At 69.8% G+C, this 23,888-nt stretch carries 18 protein-coding genes; 6 read left to right on the top strand and 12 right to left on the bottom strand.

Annotated features, from left to right (window positions below; genetic code table 11):
* Positions 1-20: 20 nt before the first annotated feature.
* The 6 genes from asnB to iolC all read right to left on the bottom strand — a co-directional run bounded on the left by asnB (position 21) and on the right by iolC (position 8,505).
* Positions 21-1,862 carry an asparagine synthase (glutamine-hydrolyzing) gene (gene asnB / locus PV679_RS01175; protein WP_319678267.1) on the bottom strand — a complete coding sequence of 614 codons (1,842 nt, stop codon included), beginning with the start codon at positions 1,860-1,862 and terminating at the stop codon, positions 21-23.
* Between the two features lie 369 nt (positions 1,863-2,231).
* Positions 2,232-3,731, bottom strand: a complete 1,500-nt coding sequence (mmsA, locus tag PV679_RS01170; protein ID WP_319678266.1) for a CoA-acylating methylmalonate-semialdehyde dehydrogenase — start codon at positions 3,729-3,731, stop codon at positions 2,232-2,234.
* Between the two features lie 11 nt (positions 3,732-3,742).
* Positions 3,743-5,629 (bottom strand): 3D-(3,5/4)-trihydroxycyclohexane-1,2-dione acylhydrolase (decyclizing), encoded by a 1,887-nt coding sequence (gene iolD, locus PV679_RS01165; RefSeq protein WP_319678265.1) that lies wholly within the window; start codon positions 5,627-5,629, stop codon positions 3,743-3,745.
* Complete coding sequence (gene iolB / locus PV679_RS01160; RefSeq protein ID WP_319678264.1) at positions 5,626-6,531, bottom strand: 5-deoxy-glucuronate isomerase; 906 nt, start codon at positions 6,529-6,531, stop codon at positions 5,626-5,628. The genes iolD and iolB overlap by 4 nt, the downstream gene beginning before the upstream one ends.
* A gap of 16 nt (positions 6,532-6,547) precedes the next feature.
* A complete protein-coding gene (locus PV679_RS01155; protein ID WP_319678263.1) occupies positions 6,548-7,429 on the bottom strand; it encodes a deoxyribose-phosphate aldolase in 882 nt (293 codons plus the stop codon).
* Positions 7,426-8,505, bottom strand: coding sequence for a 5-dehydro-2-deoxygluconokinase (gene iolC / locus PV679_RS01150; RefSeq protein WP_319678262.1), 1,080 nt, complete (start codon positions 8,503-8,505; stop codon positions 7,426-7,428). The genes PV679_RS01155 and iolC overlap by 4 nt, the downstream gene beginning before the upstream one ends.
* A 125-nt stretch (positions 8,506-8,630) precedes the next feature.
* Here iolC and PV679_RS01145 point away from each other — a divergent pair, with 125 nt between their 5' ends.
* Positions 8,631-9,542, top strand: a complete 912-nt coding sequence (locus PV679_RS01145; RefSeq protein ID WP_319678261.1) for a sugar phosphate isomerase/epimerase — start codon at positions 8,631-8,633, stop codon at positions 9,540-9,542.
* 405 nt (positions 9,543-9,947) lie between these two features.
* On the top strand, positions 9,948-10,145 hold the full coding sequence (locus PV679_RS01140; protein ID WP_319678260.1) for a helix-turn-helix transcriptional regulator: 198 nt from the start codon (positions 9,948-9,950) through the stop codon (positions 10,143-10,145).
* Positions 10,146-10,306: 161 nt separating this feature from the next.
* Here PV679_RS01140 and PV679_RS01135 read toward each other — a convergent pair whose 3' ends face one another.
* Positions 10,307-12,682, bottom strand: a complete 2,376-nt coding sequence (locus tag PV679_RS01135) for an MMPL family transporter (RefSeq protein WP_319678259.1) — start codon at positions 12,680-12,682, stop codon at positions 10,307-10,309.
* Between the two features lie 142 nt (positions 12,683-12,824).
* Between PV679_RS01135 and PV679_RS01130 the strand changes: the two genes are divergently transcribed.
* Both PV679_RS01130 and PV679_RS01125 read left to right on the top strand, forming a co-directional pair.
* Positions 12,825-13,676 (top strand): TetR/AcrR family transcriptional regulator, encoded by an 852-nt coding sequence (locus tag PV679_RS01130; protein WP_319678258.1) that lies wholly within the window; start codon positions 12,825-12,827, stop codon positions 13,674-13,676.
* A gap of 150 nt (positions 13,677-13,826) precedes the next feature.
* Positions 13,827-14,078, top strand: a complete 252-nt coding sequence (locus PV679_RS01125) for a heavy metal-associated domain-containing protein (protein WP_319678257.1) — start codon at positions 13,827-13,829, stop codon at positions 14,076-14,078.
* Between the two features lie 481 nt (positions 14,079-14,559).
* Here the strand turns inward: PV679_RS01125 and PV679_RS01120 are convergent, their stop codons facing one another.
* The 5 genes from PV679_RS01120 to PV679_RS01100 form a co-directional block, all read right to left on the bottom strand.
* Complete coding sequence (locus tag PV679_RS01120; RefSeq protein WP_319678256.1) at positions 14,560-15,858, bottom strand: citrate synthase; 1,299 nt, start codon at positions 15,856-15,858, stop codon at positions 14,560-14,562.
* Between the two features lie 185 nt (positions 15,859-16,043).
* Positions 16,044-18,251, bottom strand: coding sequence for an ATP-dependent RecD-like DNA helicase (locus tag PV679_RS01115; RefSeq protein ID WP_319678255.1), 2,208 nt, complete (start codon positions 18,249-18,251; stop codon positions 16,044-16,046).
* A gap of 314 nt (positions 18,252-18,565) precedes the next feature.
* Entirely contained in the window at positions 18,566-19,390 is an 825-nt protein-coding gene (locus PV679_RS01110; RefSeq protein ID WP_319678254.1) for a sugar phosphate isomerase/epimerase family protein, read from the bottom strand.
* Entirely contained in the window at positions 19,387-20,547 is a 1,161-nt protein-coding gene (locus PV679_RS01105; RefSeq protein WP_319678253.1) for a dihydrodipicolinate synthase family protein, read from the bottom strand. The genes PV679_RS01110 and PV679_RS01105 overlap by 4 nt, the downstream gene beginning before the upstream one ends.
* Positions 20,544-21,695 (bottom strand): Gfo/Idh/MocA family oxidoreductase, encoded by a 1,152-nt coding sequence (locus PV679_RS01100; protein ID WP_319678252.1) that lies wholly within the window; start codon positions 21,693-21,695, stop codon positions 20,544-20,546. Before PV679_RS01100 ends, PV679_RS01105 begins: the two co-directional genes overlap by 4 nt.
* Positions 21,696-21,836: 141 nt before the next feature.
* Here PV679_RS01100 and PV679_RS01095 point away from each other — a divergent pair, with 141 nt between their 5' ends.
* Positions 21,837-22,901, top strand: a complete 1,065-nt coding sequence (locus tag PV679_RS01095) for a LacI family DNA-binding transcriptional regulator (protein ID WP_319678251.1) — start codon at positions 21,837-21,839, stop codon at positions 22,899-22,901.
* Positions 22,902-23,063: 162 nt separating this feature from the next.
* On the top strand, positions 23,064-23,855 hold the full coding sequence (locus tag PV679_RS01090; protein ID WP_319678250.1) for a sugar phosphate isomerase/epimerase family protein: 792 nt from the start codon (positions 23,064-23,066) through the stop codon (positions 23,853-23,855).
* Positions 23,856-23,888 lie beyond the last annotated feature (33 nt).

The following is a 23,888-nucleotide window of genomic DNA, read 5'->3' as shown; positions in this document are numbered from 1 at the left end:
GAGGGCCATCGCCGAGCCGGTCAGGAGAGCGAGATCTCCGGACGGTAGAGGTCCAGCCAGACCGCGAGGTCCAAGGTGCGTTCCAGGCCGTGCCGCGATGCCGTGGTGATCTGCGGAATGTGTCGTTCCGCCACCCGCCGGAGCCGGCCCTGGTCGACCAGTCCGAAGACCGGATGAGAGGGATCGGCCAGCAGGTCCTTGGCGTGTTCCTGAAGTGCGACCGCATACTTCGGGTCCTGAGTGGAGGGATAAGGGCTCTTCACCCGGTCGTAGACCGACTTCGGCAGGAGGTCGGCGGTCGCCTCCCGCAGCAGGCTCTTCTCCCTGCCGTCGAAGGACTTCAGGGACCACGGCGCGTTGTACGCGTACTCGACGAGCCGGTGGTCGCAGTAGGGCACCCGGACCTCAAGGCCGACCGCCATGCTCGCGCGGTCCTTGCGATCGAGCAGCACCCGGACGAAACGAGTCAGGTGCAGATAGCAGATCCTGCGCATCCGGTACTCGAAGTCGCTCTCGCCACTGAGGCGTTCGATGTCCGCGACGGCCGTCTTGTAGCTGTCGTTGATGAATCCCGGCAGGTCCATGGCCATATTCACCTCTGGCCGCAGCACATCGGACTCGTCTCCGAAGTACTGGCCGGAGTGCACCAGCCACGGGAACATGTCGGCCCGTCTGGCCTCCTCGTCGAAGAACTGGAGATATCCGCCGAAGACTTCGTCGGCCGACTCGCCGGAGAGCGCGACCGTCGAGTGCTCCCGGATGGCCCTGAAGAGCAGATAGAGCGAGGCGTCCATGTCGCCGAGACCCGTGGGAAGGTCCCGGGCCCTGATCATCCGGGCCCGGATCTCCGGGTCGGCCAGCGCGTTGGAGTCGAGCACGATGTCCCGGTGCTCGGTGCCAGAGGCGCGCGCCACATCATGGACGAAGGGAGTGTCCGGAGTGGCGCGCAGATCGTCGGCGACGAAGTGCTCCGTCTGGCCGACGAAGTCGACGGCGAAACTGCGGACGGTTTCTCCGGCCCCGGCCAGTTGCCGAGCCGCCAGTGCCGTCATGGCGGAGGAGTCGAGGCCACCGGAGAGAAGCATGCAGCGCGGCACGTCGGAGACGAGCTGGCGGTGCACGATGTCTTCCAGGAGCGTGCGCACGTGCGCCACCGAGGCCGCCTGGTCGTCCGGGTGCGGCCGGGTCTCCAGAGACCAGTAGACGTGCCGGCGGGGACCGCCGCGGTCCACGGTCACCACCGTGCCGGGCTCCACCTCGTACATGCCGTCCCACACCGCGTTGCCGGGCGTCTTGACGAAGGCGAACACCTCGCGCAGCCCGTCCAGGCCGACGCGGGCGCGAGCGAGCGGATTGGCGAGGATCGCCTTGGGCTCGGAGCCGAAGAGCACTCCGTCGGAGGTCGGGTAGTAGTAGAGGGGCTTGATGCCCATCCGGTCGCGGATCATCACCAGCTTCTGATCCCTGCCGTCCCAGACGGCGAAGGCGAACATCCCGTTGAGATGTTCGGCCACGGCCTCGCCCCACTCCAGATAGCCGTGCAGGACGACCTCCGTGTCGGAGTCGGTGAGAAACCGGTGGCCGCGGCCGGTCAGCTCACGGCGCAGCTCGGTGAAGTTGTACGCCTCGCCCGAGTAGACCAGCGCGATGGTGCCCCGTGGCGTCTCGACGGTCATCGGCTGCCGGCCGCCCGGCAGGTCGATGATCGCCAGTCGCCGGTGTCCGAGGGCCGCGGAACCGTCGATCCAGGTGCCGCGGGCGTCGGGTCCTCGGCAGGCCATCGTCTCCGTCATCGCATTCAGTGTTTCGGACGCGGCGCGCAAATCACGGTCGAAGGAGATCCAGCCAGTAATGCCACACATATGTGTCCTCCTGCTTCCGATCGGAGGCCGAGGTGCAGGTCAGAGGCCATGGACGGGCAGTGCGTCCAAGCCAGGACGTCACACCGGGGCGGATCAGTTGTATCTAGCATCTATATGTCTATATTACGAGCGTGAGTCACATGACTCATCTCGGCCAACACCGCCGTAACGCCGCCGACCGAGCGTCCAGGTGATGGGACTCCATCAGCCGCGCCACCCGTGGACCGTCCGCGCCACCGCCGAGCTCGGCCGCCGGTCCGCGCTTGCCTCGAATCCGGACGAATGGCCGCATACCACCGTACGACTACGGCCCGTACGGATGCGAAAAGCCGTACGGGCCGCGACATGCCCCGCGAGGGAGCGGGAGGTTCAGTGGTTGCGCGGGAAGCCCAGGTCCACGCCGGTCGGGGCCTCCGACGGGTCCGGCCAGCGGGTGGTGATCACCTTGCCGCGGGTGTAGAAGTGCACGCCGTCGTTGCCGTAGATGTGGTGATCGCCGAAGAGCGAGTCCTTCCAGCCGCCGAAGGAGTGGTAGCCGACAGGAACCGGAATCGGCACATTCACTCCGACCATGCCGGCCTGGATCTCCAACTGGAAGCGGCGGGCGGCGCCGCCGTCGCGGGTGAAGATGGCCGTGCCGTTGCCGAACGGCGAGGCGTTGATCAGCGCGACGCCCTCTTCGTAGGTCTCCGCGCGCAGCACGCACAGCACGGGGCCGAAGATCTCGTCACGGTACGCGTCGGAGTCGGTGGAGACCTTGTCGAGGAGCGACAGGCCGATCCAGTGACCGTCCTCGAAGCCGTCGACCGTGTGGCCCGTACCGTCCAGGACGACCTCGGCGCCCTGGGCCGCCGCGCCCGTGACATAGGTGGCGACCTTGTCGCGGTGGGCCTTGGTGATCAGCGGGCCCATCTCCGAGGCCGGGTCGTTGCCGGGACCGATCTTGATCTTCTCGGCGCGCTCGCGGATCCTGGCGACCAATTCGTCGCCGATCGCGCCGACGGCCACGACCGCCGAGATCGCCATGCAGCGCTCACCGGCGGAGCCGTACGCCGCCGAGACGGCCGCGTCCGCGGCGGCGTCCAGGTCGGCGTCCGGCAGCACCAGCATGTGGTTCTTGGCGCCGCCGAGTGCCTGGACCCTCTTGCCGTTGGCGGACGCCGTCGTGTGGATGTGGCGGGCGATCGGTGTGGAGCCGACGAAGGAGACCGCCGCCACATCGGGATGCGCGAGCAGCGAGTCCACCGCGATCTTGTCGCCGTGCACGACATTCAGTACGCCGTCGGGCAGGCCCGCCTCGGCGGCCAGCTCCGCCAGCAGGTTCGCGGCCGAAGGATCCTTCTCGCTGGGCTTGAGCACAAAGGTGTTTCCGCAGGCGATCGCCAGCGGGAACATCCACATCGGGACCATCGCCGGGAAATTGAACGGCGTGATACCGGCGACGACTCCGAGCGACTGCCGGATCGCGGACACGTCCACACGGTTGGAGACCTGCGTGGACAGCTCTCCCTTGAGCTGTGTGGTGATCCCGCAGGCCAGCTCGACGATCTCCAGACCGCGCGCGACCTCACCGAGCGCGTCCGAGTGCACCTTGCCGTGCTCGGCGGTGATCAGCGCGGCGATCTCGTCGCGGTGCGCGTCGAGCAGCGCGCGATAGCGGAAGAGGATGCCGGTGCGCTGGGCGAGGGACGAGGTGCCCCAGGTGGCGTAGGCGGCCTTCGCGGCGCCGACGGCCGCGTCGACCTCCTCCGCGGAGGCCAGCGCGACCCGCGTGGTGACGGCGCCCGTCGCAGGGTCGGTGACCGGTCCCCAGTTGCCCGACGCGCCCTCGACGGTCTTGCCACCGATCCAGTGGTTGACGGTCTTCATTGCGTGCTCCTTCACAGATGGCGACGCCGGGCAGTTACGTGCCGGTCGTACTCCTCGCGGGCCTTGACCGCGGACGCGCGGCCGGCGGCCTCGGCCACGGGAACATCCCACCACGCCTGGGCCGGAGGAACGCCGGACACAGTGTCTGCTGTTTCGGTCTCCACGTAGACACATGTGGGAGCGTCCGCCGCGCGCGCTTCGGCAAGGGCTTCACGCAGGTCACGAATGGTCTTGGCGCGGATCACCCGCATGCCGAGAGAAGCCGCGTTGGCGGCCAGGTCGATGGGCAGCGGGGCCCCGGTGTACGAACCGTCGGCGGCCCGGAAGCGGTAGGCGGTGCCGAAGCGTTCCGCGCCGACCGACTCGGAGAGCCCGCCGATGGACGCGTAGCCGTGATTCTGGAGAATCACGACCTTGAGAGGCAGCCGCTCCTGGACGGCCGTGACGATCTCGGTGGGATTCATCAGATACGTACCGTCTCCGACGAGCGCCCAGACGGGCCGTCCGGGGGCCGCGAGCTGGACTCCGATGGCGGCGGGGATCTCGTAGCCCATGCAGGAGTAGCCGTACTCGACGTGGTACTGGTCCCGGGCGCGGGTCCGCCACAGCTTGTGGAGATCGCCGGGAAGCGATCCGGCGGCGTTGATGACGATGTCCTCGTCGGTGACGAGCGCGTCGAGCGCTCCGAGGAACTGCGCCTGCGTGGGACGTACGAGATCCTCGTCGTCGACCTCGTCGGCCGTGAACGCGGCTTCGACGCGGTACTCCCAGCGCTCCTTGTCTCCGGTGTACTCGGCCACGTACTCCGGTGCGACCTGGTGTCCGGCGAGACCGGCGGCCAGTCCTTCCAAGGCCGTACGGGCGTCCGCCACCAGCGGCCGGGCCGCGAGCTTGTGGGCGTCGAAGCCGGTGACGTTGAGATTGAGGAAGCGGACGGCGGGATGGGAGAAGAGCGTGGCGGACGCGGTCGAGAAATCCGACCAGCGGGTGCCGACGCCGATCACCAGATCCGCCGTCCTGGCCAGTTCGTCGGCGGTGGCGGTGCCGGTGTGTCCGATACCGCCGACATCACAGGGATGGTCGTACGGCAGCGATCCCTTTCCCGCCTGGGTGGAGGCGACAGGGATACCGGTCGCCCCGGCCAGCGCGGCCAGCGTCTCCTCGGCCGCGCTGTGGTGGACACCGCCGCCCGCGACAAGCAGAGGTCGGCGCGCGGTGCGCACCAGCCGGACGGCCTCGGCGAGCTCGTACGGATCGGGCGGCTGACGGCGGACGCGCCAGATCCGCTCGGCGAAGAACTCCTCCGGCCAGTCGTATGCCTCGGTCTGCACATCCTGAGGCAGCGCGAGCGTCACGGCCCCGGTCTCGGCCGGGTCGGTCAGCACCCGCATCGCGGCGAGAGCGGCCGGGATCAGCGCCTCGGGACGGGTGACACGGTCGAAGTACTTCGAGACGGGCCGCAGTGCGTCATTGACGGAGACATCGCCCGCGGAGGGAACTTCGAGCTGCTGGAGGACCGGCTCGGCGGGACGGGTCGCGAAGGTGTCGCCGGGGAGGAGCAGCACCGGGAGGCGGTTGATGGTGGCGAGGGCGGCGCCGGTGACGAGATTGGTGGCGCCGGGGCCGATGGAGGTGGTCACGGCATGAGCGGAGAGGCGGTTGCTCTGGCGGGCGTAGCCGACGGCGGCGTGCACCATCGCTTGTTCGTTCCGTCCCTGCAAGTACGCCATGTCCGCGCGGGATTCGACAAGGGCCTGGCCGATGCCCGCCACATTGCCATGGCCGAAGATGCCCCAGGTGGCGTTGATCAGCCGCTGTCTGCGGCCGTCCCGCTCGGTGTACTGCCGGGACAGGAAACTGATCAGCGCCTGGGCGACGGTGAGGCGGCGCGTGCTCATCGGGGGCCCTCCTCGGCTCCGTACAGCGGCAGTCGCGGGTCGACGGCCTGTCCTGGCCAAGTGTCGCGGATCCAGCCGTGGTCGGGGTGGTCGCGGATCAGCCACTCCCGGGACTCGCCGGGTCCCGCCATCACATTGAGGTAGTACATGTCCCGGCCGGGCGCGGCGATGGACGGGCCGTGCCAGCCGTCCGGGATGAGGACGGTGTCGCCGGTACGGACCTCGGCGAGGACATCCGTACCGCCGGGGCGCGACGGCGAGACCCGGTGGTAGCCGAGGCCGCCGCCGGCGATCTCGAAGTAGTAGATCTCCTCCAGCTCGGACTCGACGCCGGGACGGTGCTCGTCGTGTTTGTGCGGAGGATAGGACGACCAGTTCCCGCCGGGCGTGAGCACTTCGACCGCGATGAGCCGGTCGCAGTCGAAGACACCGGCGGCGGCGAAGTTGTTGACCTGGCGCGAGCAGCCGCCCGCGCCGCGCAGCTCGACCGGAACCTCCGGCGCGGGGCCGTAGCGAGCGGGGAGTCGTCGCTCGCACTTCGCTCCTGCCAGGGCGAAGCGGCCTCCCGCACCGGAGGCGATCTGCGCATGGGCGTCGCGCGGTAGATACGCGAAGTCCGTGACTCCGCTGAACACGCTTTCCCTGCCCAGCAGTTCGAAGAAATCGCCGTGCGTGTGCACCGTACAACCGCCGGTGAGCGGAAGCACGATCCACTCGCTGTCGCCGGTGGCCAGCGAGTGCGTGCCGCCGGGCGGGAGGTCCAGGACGCGCAGACGGCTGTGGGACCAGCCGGCCCGCCGGGGATCGATGTCGAGGGCGTACGGTCCCGCCGCGGCGCTGCCCGCGGGCACATGGCCCTCGTACGGCTCGGTCCGCTCACGCTGCTCGTCGTCAGTCGTCATGATGTGTCCGTACCCCCTACAGCAGACCCACGGCGGTATCGACGGCTTCCGCCACGTCCCCGCCGACCGGATAGAGCAGCGAGCGGCCCACCACCAGCCCCTGGACGGTGGGCAGTCGCAGCGCCGTGCGCCACTTCTCGTACGCGCCCTCCTGATCGCCTCCGATCTCGCCGCCCAGCAGGACGGCCGGGAGCGTCGAGGTCTCCAGCACCCGGGCCATATCGTCGGGGTTCTGGGTAACGGGAAGCTTCAGCCAGGTGTACGCGGAGGTACCGGCGAGTCCCGAGGCGATGGCGATCGAGCGCGTCACGGCTTCCGCACCGAGGTCGGTACGGAGCCGGCCCTCGTCGCGATGGCAGATGAACGGTTCCACGAAGACCGGGAGGCGGCGCTCGGCCATGGCGTCGATGGCGCGGGCGGCGGAGTGCAGCGTGTCCACGGAGCCCGGGTCGTCGTAGTCGATACGGAGCAGCAGCTTGCCCGCGTCGAAGCCGAGCCGGGTCAGATCCTCCGGGCGGTGGCCGGTGAAGCGGTCGTCGAGCTCGAAGGCGGCGCCGGCGAGACCACCGCGGTTCATCGAGCCGACGACGACACGGTCCTCCAGAGCGCCGAGAAGCAGCAGGTCGTCGATGATGTCGGCGGTGGCCAGCACCCCGTCCACACCCGGGCGCGACAGGGCCAGACAGAGCCGCTCCAGCAGATCGAGACGGTTGGCCATGGCGAGCCGGCGGTCGCCCACGGCGAGGGAGCCGCGGGCCGGATGATCGGCGGCTATGATCATCAGCCGTCCGCCGGAGCGCAACAAGGGCCTGCGGGCCCGGCGCGCGGCGGCCTCGGCGATGGCCTCGGGATGGCGCGTACGCAGCCGGACCAGCTCGGACACATCGACGCGGGTCATGAGGCGGCCCCGGGAGCGGTCAGGGAAGCCCGCGGCGGTCCCTGAGCCGGACCGGACGGAACGCTGGGATCCCGCGCCGGAACCGGGCCGCCGGTCAGGACCTGGACGACCTCGCTGTCGTACGGCATCGCGGAGGAACAGGCCAGCCGGCCGGCCACGATGGCGCCGGCGGCGTTGGCGTACCGCATGATCCGTCCCAGCTCCCAGCCGGCGAGCAGCCCGTGGCAGAGGGAGCCGCCGAACGCGTCTCCCGCGCCGAGGCCGTTGACGACGTCGACCGGCACGGGTGGCACTTCGGCCCGGCTGCCGTCGCGATGGACGGCGAGCACGCCCTTGGGACCCTGTTTGACGACGGCCAGCTCGACTCCCGCGGCGAGCAGCGCCCGCGCGGCCGCGTGCGGCTCACGCTCCCCGACGGCCACCTCGCACTCGTCGAGATTGCCGACGGCGACGGTGGCCTGGCGCAGTGCCCGCGCGTACCACTCTTGCGGACCGGCGCCGCCGGCCGGAGGTACGCGGGCCCCGTCCACGGGAGCGGAGGCGGAGGCCGGCCAGAACATCGGACGCCAGTCGAGATCGAAGACGGTGATTCCGGAGCGGCCGCGCGCCTCCAGCGCCGCCAGTGTCGCCGAGCGGCTGGGCTCCGCGCACAGGCCCGTACCGGTCATCCAGAAGATCCGCGCCGACCGGATCGCGTCCAGATCGAGCTCGTCCGTGTGGATCTCCAGATCCGGGGCCTTGGGCTGCCGGTAGAAGTAGAGCGGGAAGTCGTCCGGAGGAAAGATCTCGCAGAAGGTGACCGGTGTCGGACAGTCGTCGACCGCCGTCACCCAGCGGTCGTCGACCTCGAACTCCCGCAGCGCCTGATGGAGATAGTCGCCGAAGGCGTCCCGGCCGGTGCGGGTGATGACCGCGGCGCGGCGGCCCAGCCGGGCCGTCGCGACCGCGACATTCGTCGCGGAGCCGCCGAGGAACTTCCCGAAGGTGTCCACCTGCGCCAGCGGAACCCCGCTCTTCAGCGGATAGAGATCCACCCCGATCCGGCCCATGGTGATCACGTCGTACGGCTCGGGCATACGTGTCCCTTCGGTTCGGTGGCCATCCCAGGTCTAGCCCCGCCGCAGTAACCCTGTCAACGTTTTGTCCTGACATTCGGACCAAGTCTTGACACTCTTTCCGAGCGGCCGGAAAGCTGACGAACATGACCTCCTCTGTGCCCGCACTCCACCGCATCCGGGTCGGATCGGCCCCTGATTCCTGGGGCGTGTGGTTTCCCGACGACCCTCTGCAGGTCCCGTGGCAGCGCTTCCTCGACGAGGTCGCCGAGGCCGGCTACGAGTGGATCGAGCTCGGTCCTTACGGCTATCTCCCGACCGATCCCGGCCGGCTGGGCGAGGAGACCGCGCGGCGCGGGCTCAAGGTCTCGGCCGGCACCGTCTTCACCGGGCTCCATCACGGGCCCGCCGTCTGGGAGAAGACCTGGGCGCATGTCGCGGACATCGCCGCGCTCACCCGGGCGACGGGCGCCGACCATCTGGTGGTCATCCCCTCCTTCTGGCGCGACGACAAGACCGGCGAGGTCCTGGAGGACCGGAGCCTCACCCCGGAGCAGTGGCGCGATCTGACCGTCCAGACCGAGCGGCTGGCGCGGGAGGTCCGGGACCGCTACGGGCTGCGGATCGTCGTCCATCCGCATGCCGACACCCATATCGACAGCGAGGAGAACGTCAGCCGCTTCCTCGACGCCACCGATCCCTCGCTGGTCTCGCTCTGTCTGGACACCGGGCATTACGCGTACTGCGGCGGCGACAGCGTCAAGCTGATCGAGACCTATGGCGAACGGATCGGCTATCTCCATCTCAAGCAGGTGGATCCGGAGATCCTCGCCGAGGTCGTCGCGGACGAGGTGCCGTTCGGGCCGGCCGTCGGTCGCGGAGTGATGTGCGAGCCGCCGGCGGGCATCCCCGCGCTGGAGCCGGTGCTCGCGGCGGCGCAGCGGCTGGACGTCGATCTCTTCGCCATCGTCGAGCAGGACATGTATCCCTGTCCGCCCGACAAGCCGTACCCGATCGCCGCCCGCACCCGCCGCTTTCTGCGGAGCTGTGGCGCCTGACCCGGAGGACATGGGGCCGGAGGACATCGGGCCGGAGGACATCGGGCCGGAGGACATCGGGCCGGACGTCGGCTCTGATGTCGGCTCGCGCGTCGGCTCGTGCGTCGAGCGGGCCGGCGGTTTTCCTGGATCAGGATGATCCTGGCCCGCTCAACGTCGAACATCCGGGCTATCGGCGTACCCATTGGTCAATAGGTGAAGTGTCTCGCATGTGTCACAAGAGTCCCTCTACCGTCACGCATATCTCCATTACGCGGGTCTTCCGTCACGGGGAGGCGACAAGGTTGATCTCCCCATCACTCTCCGTCGCCCAAGGGGCACAGGCTGGTGATCACCAGCGCTTCGCCACAGCTCCCTCGACGGCCCACAGGCCGCCCCTGCGGCGGGTGCGGGGAGGTGCAATTCATGACGGACAAAAAGCTCTGGTCCTACAAGGAGATCGCAGCGCACATCCGCGTGCAGCCGGACACCGTCCGCTCGTATCGCAAGCACGGGCTGCTCCCACCGCCCGACCATGTGGAGAACGGCAAGCCCTACTGGTACGCGGACACCGTCCGCGCCTGGGTCGCCAAGCGCCCCGGCAACAGAGGCAGCCGAGGCTGACCCCCCGGCGATGACCGGGAGTTGACCGTGGGACCGGGCGCGAGGCCCCGTACCGATCGAGCCGATCATGTACGGGGCCTCCACCCTGCTCCTCTGCCCGGCTCCTCCGCGTGGCGGCCGGCGGCCGGCACGGCATGCCGGACCATCCGCTCCGGGCGCGCTCAGACGCCCGCCCTGTCCCCTCCCGCGACCTCTCCGGCCTCGGCCGTCTCGGTCGTCTCGGTCTCCTTGACGCCGGAGAAGCCGGAGACGCCGGACCGCTCCCGCGCGGCCGGTGCCGCGCCGTTCCCGGTGGCACCGGTGGCATCGGTGACCGGCTCCGGCTCGCCTTCGCTCAGACCGAACCGGTCATGGAAGCGTCGCAGCGGACCCGGCGCCCACCATGTCGCCCTTCCCGTCAGCTTCATCACCGCGGGAACCAGCAGACCGCGCACCACCATCGCGTCCATCAGAACGGCGAGCGCGATACCGAGGCCCAGCATCTTGGTGTTGGTCACCCGCGAGGTGCCGATGCCCACCATGACCACGGCGAGGATCACCGCGGCCGCGGTGATCAGACCTCCGGTACGCCGCAACCCGAAGGCCACCGCCCGCTCATGGTCACCACCGCGGTCGTACTCCTCCTTGATCCGGGAGAGCAGAAAGACGCCGTAGTCCATGGAGAGCCCGAAGGCCACGCAGAACATCAGGACCGGCAGGGTCGTCTCGATGTCGCCCGTGGAAGTGAAGCCGAGCAGTCCGGAGAGATTGCCGTCCTGGAAGACCCAGACCACCGCTCCGAACATCGCGGTGAGACTCAGGGCGTTGAGCACGACCGCCTGGATCGGTATCAGCACGCTGCCGGTGAGCAGAAACACCAGCAGCAGTGTCACCACCACGATGATGCCCGCCGCCCAGGGCAGCCGGTCGGCTATCGCGTCCTTGGAGTCGACCAGCACGGCGGCGGGCCCGGTCACCGAGGCACTGAACTCGGCGGATTCCGCGCGGACTTCGCGAATCTCCCGGACCAGCCGCTGCGCGTCCTCCCCCACCGCCTCGCCCCGAGGCAGCACGGTGAAGTACGCGTCCTCGCCGGAGGTGCCGGAGCTGACAGGACCGTCGACCCTCATCACCCCCGGGAGATCGGCGATCCGGCCGCGGTAGTCGGCGTACTCCGCCGCTGAGACGGTGCCTTCCGTGAACACCTGAAGACCGCCGCTGGGGCCTCCTGGGAAGCCGTCCCGTATCTCCTGCTGCACCACCCGGGATTCGGCGCTCGACGGGAGCTGGTGATAGTCCGCCGTGCCGAACTTGACTCCCAGGAACGGAAGTCCGAGCAGCACCAGCCCCGCCGTCGTGGCGAACGCGAAGACCGGGGCCCGGCGCATCACCAGCGCCGCCGCCCGGCCCCAGCCGGCGCCCTCCGCCGAGGACTCTCCGGCGGCGCCGGCCACCGCTCCCTCGGTCGCTCCGGCCTTCCGCCGGGCCCGCCGCGAGGACCGCCACAGCCGCCTGAGATCCAGGGCATTGACCCGGTGGCCCAGCAGCATCAGCGCGGCCGGCAGCAGGATCAGCGCGGCAGCCGCGGCCAGCAGCACCACCGCGATGCCCGCGTAGGCGAAGGAGCGCAGGAAATACTGCGGGAAGACAAGCATGGCGGCCAGCGACACCGCCACGGTCAGCGCGGAGAACAGCACCGTCCGGCCGGCGGTCCGCAGCGTGATCCCGACCGCCTCCCGCACCTCGGCCCCTCCAGCCAGCTCCTCGCGGAATCTGCGCACGATGAACAGGGCGTAGTCCACGGCGAGTCCGAGCCCGAGCGCCGTGGTGAGGTTCTGTGCGAAGACCGAGACATCGGTGAGCTCGGTGATCCCGCGCAGCACCGCGTCGGTCCCGAGGATCGCCACGATCCCGAGACCCAGCGGCAACAGCGCGGCGACCGCGCTTCCGAACACCATCACCAGCAGCACCAGCGTCACCGGCAGCGCGATCAGCTCGGCTCGCACCAGATCCTCCTGGATGATGCTCTGCATCTCGTGCTGCACGGCGACAGGTCCGCCGACCGAGACCCGCAACGGCCCGCGCGCTCCCCGGAATTCGGGCGCTATCCGGTCCAGGACCGCCGCGGCGGTCTTCTCGTCTCCCTCGATCCTCGCGGCGATCAGCGCCTGATGGCCGTCCTCGGCGCGCAGCGCGGCCGATCCCGTCTGCCAGTAGGACCCGACCCCGGTGATCCCCCGCTCGGCCGCGAGCCGGCCGGTGAGGCGCTTGGCCTCGGCGGCCACGGCGGGATCGTCCACGCTCCGCCGCCCGCTGTCGACGAGCAGCAGCAGATTCGGCTGGGAGGCCGGGAACTCCCGCTCCAGCGCCTTGGTCGCATACGTCGACTCGGCGTCCGGGTCCTGCCAGCCGCCGCTGCCCATACGGTCCCCGACCCCGCTCCCGGCGACCACCGCCAGCGCCGTGATCACCAGCGCCACCAGCAGCGAGAGCCTCGGACGCGCGGTGACGAACCGCGTCCAGCCTCCCTGGCGCCGGTCAGTGTTGACTTCGGACATGGTGCGGTGTCCCCTTCACCGTGACCCGTGGCACGGGTCAGCCATTGCCATAGACTGGCAAACACGAGTCATCACTCGCATTAGCCAAGAATGCGAGCGACCACTCGCGTTTGTCAACCGAGCCAGAAAGCCGGGGATTGACATGCCGGAGGCGAAGAGCGACAGCGATGAGGTCGCGACGGGCGGCGTCCCGGACGACGCGGCCCCTGAGACGGTCACGGCCCGGACAGTCACAGCCCGGACAGTCACAGCCCAGACGGCCACGACCCGGACAGTCACAGCCCAGACGGCCACAGCTCCGCCCGCGCCCCCGGACGACGCCGCTCCGGAGACGGCCGCCGGAAAAGGAAAGCCGCGCCGCCGTCAGGCCCGCGGCGAGCGCCGCATCAGTCAGCTTCTCGACGCCGCGGCCCGCGTCTTCTGCACCACCGGCTACACCGCGGCGAGCACCAACTCCATCGCCCGGGAGGCCGGCGTCTCCCCCGGCACGCTGTATCAGTTCTTCCCGAACAAGGAGGCCATCGCCGTCGAGCTGGGCGACCAGCTCCTGCGGCGCTGGCGCGAGACCTACGGCCAGGCGTTCCTGCCCGCCCATCTCGATCTGCCGCTGGACCGGCTGCTGGACGCCGTCCTCGATCCGCTGATCCGGTTCAACTGCGAGAATCCGGCCTTCGCCGTCCTGATGCACGGCCCCGAGGTCCCCGGCCAGGTCGCCCAGGAGCACGAGGCGCTGCACTCCTCCATGCTCACCCGGGTCGAGGGAATCCTCGGCAGCTACCTCCCCGCCGCCTCGGAGGCCGATCTCACCAGGATCGCGAGCACGGCCTTCGCCGTGTACAAGGCGGGCCTGACGCTGATCCTCGCCCGGGAGGGCGCCGAGCAGGCCGCGTACATCGCCGAGCTGAAGGCCGTCCTCTTCCGGTATCTCGCCCCGTTCGCCGGAGACGCCGTGTGCGACGCCGGGACCGCCGCCACCGGGAGCCCGCCGCACTGAGGCGAGACCCATGGCCACTGAGGCGAGACCCATGGCATCACGCCATACCCCCTAGGGGTACAGTTTCCAGGTGGTGGGAGCCGCGCCATCTCCGCGACCCCCTGGCACACCGTGGATTCCCACGCCGAAGCACTCGAAGAGGAGAACGCCATGACCACCCAGACCCAGGCCCAGTCGACCGAGTCCACCGAGGTCACCGCCGTCTACCAGGTCACCGGCATGACATGCGGACACTGCGAGGGCGCCGTGGCCGGTGAGATCTCCGGGATCGCGGGCGTCACCTCCGTACAGGCCGTCGCCGCCACAGGACAGGTGACCGTCATGTCCCAGGCGCCGCTGGACGAGGAGGCCGTACGCGCCGCCGTCGACGAGGCCGGTTACGAGCTGACCGGACAGGCCTGAAAGAGTCGGACAGAGGCTCGAAAGAGCCCCTGCGACCTGGCCCTTCGGGACCGGAGAACCGGCCCGTCGCCATGGTTACCAATTCTTTGCGTCAGTGCTCCTTCACATGAGCCACAGGACCTTCACAAAGAGATCTAGATCACATAGATTTAGGGGTAACCATCCGGGCAGCTCGCGTGTCTAAGAGGACGATGCCAGAGAACGTCTTGGGGGACGTTCATGGGATGTCTTGGGGGACATCCCAGGCAAGCGATTGGCCGGGGCGCGTGCACCGGGGAGCTTTGAGCGGCCCTCCCGTACGTACCCCGGTCAGACCGCACGCGAGAAGCTTCTGCTGGTTACGGCAGATGCCCGCCCAGGCGCCCGGCCGGATCCCGTGGGGGGAATCCGCTCCGGGGATACGGAAAGCGCCCCGTTCGTCGACCCGTGGGGGGATCGGCGGCGGGGCGCTTTTCGCTCTGTACGGCGGAGTGCGCGAGAGTCAGCGGGACTCGACCGGGACGAAGTCGCGCAGGACCTCGCCGGTGTAGATCTGGCGCGGACGGCCGATGCGGGAGCCGGGCTCCTTGATCATCTCGTGCCACTGGGCGATCCAGCCGGGAAGCCGGCCGAGCGCGAACAGCACGGTGAACATCTCCGTCGGGAAGCCCATGGCCCGGTAGATCAGACCGGTGTAGAAGTCCACGTTCGGGTAGAGCTTGCGCTCGACGAAGTAGTCGTCGGCCAGCGCGTGCTCTTCGAGCTTCAGCGCGATGTCGAGCAGCTCGTCGGACTTGCCGAGCGCCGAGAGGACGTCGTGCGCCGCCGCCTTGATGATCTTCGCCCGCGGGTCGAAGTTCTTGTAGACGCGGTGCCCGAAGCCCATGAGCTTCACGCCGTCTTCCTTGTTCTTCACCTTGCGGATGAAGGTGTCGACATCGCCGCCGGAGGCCTGGATGCCTTCCAGCATCTCCAGCACCGACTGGTTGGCGCCGCCGTGCAGCGGGCCCCACAGCGCGCTGATGCCGGCGGAGATCGAGGCGAACATGTTGGCCTGCGAGGAACCGACCAGCCGCACGGTGGAGGTCGAGCAGTTCTGCTCGTGGTCCGCGTGCAGGATCAGCAGCTTGTCGAGCGCGGAGACCACGACCGGGTCCGGCTCGTACTCCTGCGCCGGGACCGAGAAGGTCATCCGCAGGAAGTTCTCGACGTACCCGAGGTCGTTGCGCGGGTAGACGAAGGGGTGGCCGATCGACTTCTTGTAGGCGTACGCCGCGATCGTCGGCAGCTTGGCGAGCAGCCGGATCGTGGAGAGGTGACGCTGCTGCTCGTCGAACGGGTTGTGGCTGTCCTGGTAGAACGTCGACAGCGCGCTGACCACGGAGGACAGCATCGCCATCGGGTGGGCGTCGCGCGGGAAGCCGTCGTAGAACCGCTTGACGTCCTCGTGCAGCAGCGTGTGCTGAGTGATCTCGTTCTTGAACGAGGCGAGCTCGTCGACCGTCGGCAGCTCGCCGTTGATCAGCAGGTACGCCACCTCGACAAAGCTGGACCGCTCGGCAAGCTGCTCGATCGGATAGCCGCGGTAGCGCAGGATGCCCTGCTCGCCGTCGAGGTAGGTGATCGCGGACTTGTACGCGGCGGTATTGCCGTAGCCGCTGTCCAGGGTTACCAGACCGGTCTGGGAACGGAGCTTCCCGATGTCGAAGCCCATATCGCCGACGGTGCTGTCGATCACCGGGTAGGTGTACTCGCCGTCGCCGTACCGCAGTACTACCGCGTTGTCGCGTTTCTCGCTCACGTCATCCCTCACCGACGTAGTGCCTCTTCTTCGAGGTGCCCTGACTGTCTCTACCATCCCCCATTTGGCTCAGGAGAGTGCACTCGGGGTCGGCCATTAGACCTATCGGCGGCACTCAGTGCCGCCAACCTGCTCATCCTGCCCCCTTCGCCCCGGTTCCGAAAGTCCCCGGTGACGATTCACACTCAGCCTCCACCCGCCAGCCGGTGGTCCACCGCGGTGAATCTCCGGCCCGCGGAAACAGTGCGCACCGCCTGTCCTATGGCCCTTCGGGAGCCGACCAGCACCACCAGTTTCTTGGCGCGCGTGACCGCCGTGTACAGCAGATTCCGCTGGAGCATCATCCAGGCGCCGGTGGTGACCGGAATGACCACGGCCGGATACTCGCTGCCCTGGGAGCGGTGGATCGTCACGGCGTACGCGTGCGCCAGCTCGTCCAGTTCGTCGAAGTCGTACGGCACCTCCTCGTCCTCGTCCGTCAGCACCGTCAGCCGCTGGTCCTCCAGGTTGAGCGAGGTCACCACTCCGACCGTGCCGTTGAAGACGCCGTTCTCTCCCTTCTCGTAGTTGTTGCGGATCTGGGTGACCTTGTCCCCGACGCGGAAGACCCTGCCGCCGAGGCGTTTCTCCGGAAGCTCCGGCCTGGCCGGTGTGATGGCCTGCTGGAGCAGGCTGTTCAGCGCGCCCGCGCCGGCCGGGCCGCGATGCATGGGCGCGAGGACCTGTACGTCCCGGCGAGGATCGAGACCGAATCTGGCGGGAATCCGACGGGCCGCGACATCGACCGTGAGCCGTCCGGCGTCCTCCGTCTCCTCCTCGACGAAGAGGAAGAAGTCGCTGAGGCCCTGGGTGATGGGCTGCACTCCGGAGTTGATGCGGTGCGCGTTGGTGACCACGCCCGACTGCTGGGCCTGCCGGAAAATACGCGTGAGCCGCACGCGCGGCACCGGACCGCCCTCGGCGAGAAGATCACGCAGCACCTCTCCCGCGCCGACCGAGGGAAGCTGGTCCACATCTCCGACCAGCAGCAGATGGGCGCCCGGCGCGACCGCCTTGACCAGCTTGTTCGCCAGCAGCAGATCCAGCATCGACGCCTCGTCGACCACCACCAGATCCGCGTCCAGCGGCCGGTCCCGGTCGTATGCCGCGTCACCGCCCGGCCTGAGCTCCAGCAGCCGGTGCACGGTGGACGCCTCGGCGCCGGTCAGCTCGGCGAGCCGCTTGGCCGCCCGGCCGGTCGGAGCGGCCAGCACCACCTTGGCCTTCTTGGCCCGGGCCAGCTCGACGATCGAGCGGACCGTGAAGGACTTTCCACAGCCGGGGCCGCCGGTCAGCACGGCCACCTTCTCGGTGAGCGCGAGCCGTACCGCCTGCTGCTGCTCCGGCGCCAGCTCGGCGCCCGTACGGCCGGCCAGCCAGCTCAGCGCCTTGTCCCAGGCCACGTCCCGGAAGGCGGGCATCCGGTCCTCGCCGGTGCGCAGCAGCCGCAGCACCTGGGCGGAGAGCGACAGCTCGGCGCGATGGAAAGGAACCAGATAGACAGCGGTGACCAGTTCGCCGCCGTCCGGACCCGGCACCTTTTCCCGTACGACTCCTTCGTCCTCCGTGGCCAGTTCGGAGAGGCACTCGATGACCAGCCCCGTGTCGACCTGGAGCAGCTTCACGGCGTCCGCGATGAGCTGCTCCTCCGGCAGGAAGCAATGTCCCTGGTCGGTGGATTGCGACAAGGCGTACTGGAGGCCGGCCTTGACCCGCTCCGGACTGTCGTGCGGGATGCCGACGGCCTGGGCGATCCGGTCGGCGGTGAGAAAGCCGATGCCCCAGACATCGGCGGCCAGCCGGTACGGCTCGTTCTTGACGACCGAGATCGAGGCGTCTCCGTACTTCTTGTAGATACGGACGGCGATGGAGGTGGAGACACCGACGCCCTGGAGGAAGATCATGACCTCCTTGATCGCCTTCTGCTCCTCCCAGGCGGCGGCGATCAGCTTGGTGCGCTTGGGACCGAGACCCGGGACCTCGACGAGTCTGGCGGGCTCCCGCTCGATGATGTCGAGAGTGTCGAGGCCGAAGTGTTCGACGATGCGGTCCGCGATTCTGGGACCGATGCCCTTGATCAGACCGGAGCCGAGATAGCGGCGGATGCCCTGGATCGTGGCCGGCAGGACCGTGGTGTAGTTCTCCACCGTGAACTGCTTGCCGTACTGCGGGTGCGAGGCCCAGCGTCCCTCCATGCGCAGCGACTCGCCCGGCTGCGCGCCGAGCAGCGAGCCCACCACGGTGAGGAGATCGCCGCCGCCGCCGGTGTCGACCCGGGCGACCGTGTAGCCGTTCTCCTCATTGGCGTACGTGATCCGCTCAAGGACACCTTCGAGCACTGCGGGATTGGACATGATCCGACGCTACCGCCGGGCTCCGACATCGCCGCCGCCGGTGGACGGCATGCGGCCACGGGTCCGTCGAGGACCTCTCCGTGCGGCGGGCTTCTGGACGGGCCGGACATCGCGTGCCGAGAGCGGCCCAGGGGCCCGGTCCTCGGACCGGGCCCCACGCGCTCCCCCCTCTGGCAGGACCTTCCCATCCCCCCGGATCCCCACCCGAAAGCCCTGATGACCTATACGACTCGCGTCACCACGGAAGGGTTGCACGGCTTCGCCGAGTTGTTTCCGGCGTCCCGGCCGGTCGCGCTCGGGCCGCTCGCCGGTGTCTACAGCGCGTGCCTCGCGTACCGTTCCGCCACCTCCGCGAGCAGTTCAACGCCGTCCCTCGTCCACAGCTCGTCATTGAACAACTCCACCTCGACCGGCCCCGCGTAGCCCGCCGCGTCCACGCGCTCCCGCCAGGCACGCAGGTCGATCGCGCCGTCGCCGGGCAGGCCGCGGCCGTTGAGCACACCGGCCGGGAGCGGCGTCGTCCAGTCGGCGAGCTGGAAGGCGAAGATCCGGCCGGCCGCTCGCGCGACGGCGGCGGGCGCGCGGTCGTCCCACCAGACGTGATAGGTGTCGACGACCACGCCGACCCGCTCGGCGGGAAAGCGCTCCGCCAGGTCGAGTGCCTGGTCGAGAGTGGAGACGACGCAGCGGTCGGCCGCGTACATCGGATGCAGCGGCTCGATCGCCAGCCGGACGCCGCGCTCGCCCGCGTACGGCGCGAGTTCGGCCAGCGCGTCCGCGACGCGTTCGCGAGCGGCGGCCAGATCCCGGCTGCCGGTCGGCAGTCCGCCGGACACCAGGACCAGGGTGTCCGTGCCCAGTGCCACCGCCTCGTCGATCGCGAGACGGTTGTCGGCCAGCGCGGCGGCCCGCCGGTGCGGGTCGGTGGCGGTGAGAAAGCCGCCGCGGCAGAGCGTGGTGACCGCGAGTCCGGCGTCGCGTACGAGCCGGGCCGCCGCCTCGACTCCGTACTCCTGGACGGGTTCGCGCCACAGGCCCACACCGGGCACTCCGAGCCGTACGCACGCCTCGGTCAGTTCCGGCAGCGTGAGTTGACGGACCGTCATCTGATTGACGCTGAAGCGGCTCAGATCCGTCATCGGCCGACTCCGTGGACCGTGAGCAGGGACGCCATCCGGGCCTCGGCCAGCGCCGGGTCGGGAAACAGGCCGAGTCCGTCGGCCAGTTCGTACGCCCGCGCGAGATGCGGCAGCGAGCGCGCCGACTGAAGGCCGCCGACCATCGTGAAGTGGTCCTGGTGGCCGGACAGCCAGGCGAGGAACACCACGCCCGTCTTGTAGAAGCGGGTGGGCGCGCGGAAGAGATGGCGGGACAGCTCGACGGTCGGGTCGAGCAGCTCGCGGAAGCCCTTCACATCACCGGTGTCCAGGACGCGTACGGCGCGCGCCGCCAGCGGCCCCAGCGGATCGAAGACGCCGAGGAGCGCGTGGCTGAAGCCCTGTTCGTCGCCGGCGATCAGCTCCGGATAGTTGAAGTCGTCACCCGTGTAGCAGCGCACACCGTCCGGCAGCCGGCGGCGCAGCTCGACCTCGCGCCGGGCGTCCAGCAGCGAGACCTTGATCCCGTCGATCTTGTCCGGATACGCGGAGAGGACCTGGAGAAAGGTCTCGGTGGCCGCGTCGAGGTCCGTGCTGCCCCAGTAGCCGTCCAGCGCGGGATCGAACATCGGGCCGAGCCAGTGCAGTACGACCGGTTCGGCGGCCTGTCGCAGCAGCTCGGAGTAGACGCCGAGATAGTCGTCAGGAGTCGTCGCGGCGGCGGCGAGAGCGCGGGAGGCCATCAGGACCGCTCCCGAGCCGGTCTCCTCGACAAACGCGAGCTGCTCCTCGTACGCCGCGCGGACCTCGGCCAGGGAGTGTGCGCCCGGCGGAAGCTGGTCGGTGCCGGCGCCGCAGACGATCCGGCCGCCGACCGCCCTGGCCTCGGCGGCCGAGCGGCGGATCAGCTCGGCCGCGGCCGTCCAGTCCAGGCCCATGCCGCGCTGCGCGGTGTCCATGGCCTCGGCGACACCGAGGCCGTGCGACCAGAGGTGGCGCCGGAAGGCGAGAGTGGCGTCCCAGTCGACGGCGGCGGGCCCGTCCGGCCCGGTGTCGGCGGCCGGATCGGCCACCACATGGGCCGCGGCGAACACCGTACGGGAGGCCGGAGGCGGCCCGCCCGGGTCGCGGCGGGCGGGCGCCGGGCGCGGCGTGTACGGGTGTGTTCCGCCGCCGGAGGAAGGAAGCCGGAGCGTCACAGCGTCAGCTCCGGTACGTCGAGGCGGCGGCCCTCCGCCGAGGCCCGCAGGCCCAGTTCGGCGAGCTGCACACCGCGCGCGCCCGCGAGCAGATCCCAGTGGTACGGCTCGCCGAGCGCGACATGGCGCAGGAACAGCTCCCACTGCGCCTTGAAGCCATTGTCGAACTCGGCGTTGTCCGGTACCTCCTGCCACTGCTCGCGGAACGGCTCGGTCACCGGCAGGTCCGGATTCCAGACCGGCCTGGGAGTGGCGCCGCGATGCTGGACCCGGCAGCGGCGCAGTCCGGCGACGGCCGATCCATGGGTGCCGTCGACCTGGAATTCGACGAGTTCGTCGCGGTTGACCCGCACCGTCCAGGAGGAGTTGATCTGGGCGACGGCCCCGCCGTCCAGTTCGAAGATGCCGTACGCGGCGTCGTCCGCGGTGGCCGCGTACGGCTTGCCGTGCTCGTCCCAGCGCCGCGGGACATGCGTGGTGATGTGCGCCTGGACGCTGGTGACCCGCCCGAACAGCTCGTGCAGGACGTACTCCCAGTGCGGGAACATGTCGACCGTGATGCCGCCGCCGTCCTCGGCGCGGTAGTTCCAGGACGGGCGCTGCGGCTCCTGCCAGTCGCCCTCGAAGACCCAGTATCCGAACTCTCCCCGGACGGAGAGGATCTCGCCGAAGAAGCCGCCTTCGACGAGGCGCTTCAGCTTGAGCAGACCCGGCAGGAAGATCTTGTCCTGGACGACGCCGTGTCTGATCCCGGCGCTGTCGGCGAGGCGCGCGAGATCGAGGGCGCCGGCGAGGTCGGTCGAGGTCGGCTTCTCCGTGTAGACGTGTTTCCCGGCGGCGATGGCCTTCCGGACGGCTTCGACGCGGGCGGAGGTGACCTGGGCGTCGAAATAGATGTCGACGGTGCCGTCCGCCAGGACGGCGTCCAGGTCGGTGGACCACTCGGTGAGGCCGTGCCGCTCGGCGATCCCCCGGAGCGCGGGCTCGCGGCGGCCGACGAGGACGGGCTCGGGCCAGAGCACCTCACCGCCGCCGAGATCCAGCCCGCCCTGCTCGCGGATCGCGAGGACGGAGCGCAGCAGATGCTGCCGGTATCCCATCCGCCCCGTGACGCCGTTCATGGCGATCCGCACTGTCCTGCGTGTCACGAAGTTCCCTCCATACGGACCTAGCAAGCGCTTTCTATGGGGTATGAAGCTAGCCTGCGACGGCGGCCCGGACAAGAGCCGGTCCCCGGCCTCCGTCGCGGACCGCCCGCGCAGAAACCTCGTACTCCTCGGAGGAAACCGATGACAGTCACCCTGGCGGATGTGGCGGCCCGCGCCCGGGTGTCGCCCGCCACCGTCTCCCGTGTGCTGAACGGCAACTATCCGGTCGCCGCGGCCACCAGGGAGCGGGTGCTGCGGGCGGTGGACGAGCTGGACTACGTACTGAACGGGACGGCCAGCTCGCTCGCCGCCGCCACCTCCGACCTGGTCGGCATCCTGGTCAACGACATCGCGGACCCGTTCTTCGGGATCATGGCCGGAGCGGCGCAGACCGAGATCGGCGGACAGGAAGGCACCGGCCGGGCGGGCGGCGAGAAGCTCGCCGTCGTCTGCAACACGGGCGGCTCGCCCGAGCGCGAACTGACCTATCTCACTCTGCTCCAGCGCCAGCGGGCGGCGGCGGTCGTCCTGACCGGCGGAGCGCTCGAAGACCCGGACCATATCGCCGCGATGGCCGGCAAGCTGGCGAAGCTCGCGGACGCGGGGACGCGCGTGGTGCTGTGCGGACGTCCTCCGCTGCCGGGCAGCGAGGCGATCGTGGCGGCGCTGGCCTTCGACAACCGCGGCGGCGGACGGCGGCTGACGGAGCATCTGCTCGCGCTCGGCCACCGCAGGATCGGCTATGTCGCGGGTCCGCTGGAGCGGACGACGACCCGGCACCGGCTTGAGGGACACCGGGCCGCGCTGGAGGCGGCGGAGGCGGCCGAGGGACAGGAACGGCTGACCGTGCACGGTCCGTACACCCGGCGCTCCGGTTACGAGGCGACGCTGGAGCTGCTGCGCCGCGCTCCGGATCTGACGGCCGTCGTCGCCGCCAATGACACGGTGGCGCTCGGCGCGTGCGCGGCGGTGCGCGACCATGGCCTGCGCATACCGCAGGACATCTCGGTGGCCGGCTTCGACGATCTGCCGTTCTCGGTGGACGCGGTGCCCGCGCTGACGACCGTACGGCTGCCGCTGTACGAGGCGGGCGCGCGGGCCGGCCGGCTGGCGATGGGCACCGAGACGCCGCCACCGGGCGGCATCGCCACGATCGCGGCGGAGCTGATGGCGCGGGCCTCGACGGCGCCGCCGCGGGCCGCCTGAGCCGGTCGGCAGATCCCGGCTGATCGCGCGGCCGGAGCGCCCGCTCGGCGCGGACGCGGATTTCGTGTGTGCGGCGGGGTAGCGGGAACTGGTGTCATGGACTCTCGGCGGAGCGCCCGGCCGGCCAGGACCGGCTGCTCTCCCTCAGGAAGGAACAGCAACGTGAAGTTCGCCTTCTCCACCCTCGGAGTGCCGGGCATGCCCGTCTCCGAGGTCGTCACGCTCGCCTCCGCGACCGGCTTCCAGGGAGTGGAGCTGCGCGCTCATCCGGAGGAACCCGTCCATCCCGGTATCGGCGTGGCCGAACGGGCCTCGGTGGTCGACGACTTCAAGCGCGCCGGTATCGAGATCCTGGCGGTCGCCGGATACGCGCGAGTGGCGGACGCGGACGCCGACGAGGAGGAGCTGCGCCAGGAACTGGACGGACTCCTCTGGCTGGCCAGGGATCTGGGCGCGCCGTACATCCGCGTCTTTCCCGGCGGCGGCGACCAGGAGCGGGCGGACGCCGACGCGACGGCGGCGCGGCGGCTGGGCGCCGCGGCGGAGCTCGCGTCGGACTTCGGCGTGCGGATCCTGCTGGAGACCCATGACTCGCACCGCACGGGCACGGACGCGGCCCGGGTGCTGGGGCCGGTGGGCCATCCGCGGGTGGGCGCGGTGTGGGACGTGATGCACACCTGGCTGGGCGGCGAGGACCCGGTCACGAGTCATGCGGTACTCGCTCCGCACCTCGGCTATGTCCAGGTGAAGGACATCGCCTCGGCGGACGACACGACGCCGCTGGCCCTGGGAGCGGGAGTACTGCCGCTGGGCGAGTGTCTGGCGCTGCTCGACGACGACATCTGGGTGTGCTGGGAGTACGAGAAGCGCTGGTATCCGGCGGCCGACGAACTGCCGGGACTGCTGGAGGCCGGGCGTGGCTATCTGGAGGGACTGACCGCGCGGAACCGGTGAGGAGCGCGCGCGTCAGGCGCCTGCCTCACCGGT

The sequence above is a fragment of the Streptomyces sp. AK02-01A genome (assembly GCF_033795305.1).
In the GTDB taxonomy this organism is placed as follows: Bacteria; Actinomycetota; Actinomycetes; order Streptomycetales; family Streptomycetaceae; genus Streptomyces.
Note: the sequence above shows the minus strand (reverse complement) of the source record. Positions and strands in the feature narration are given on the sequence as shown.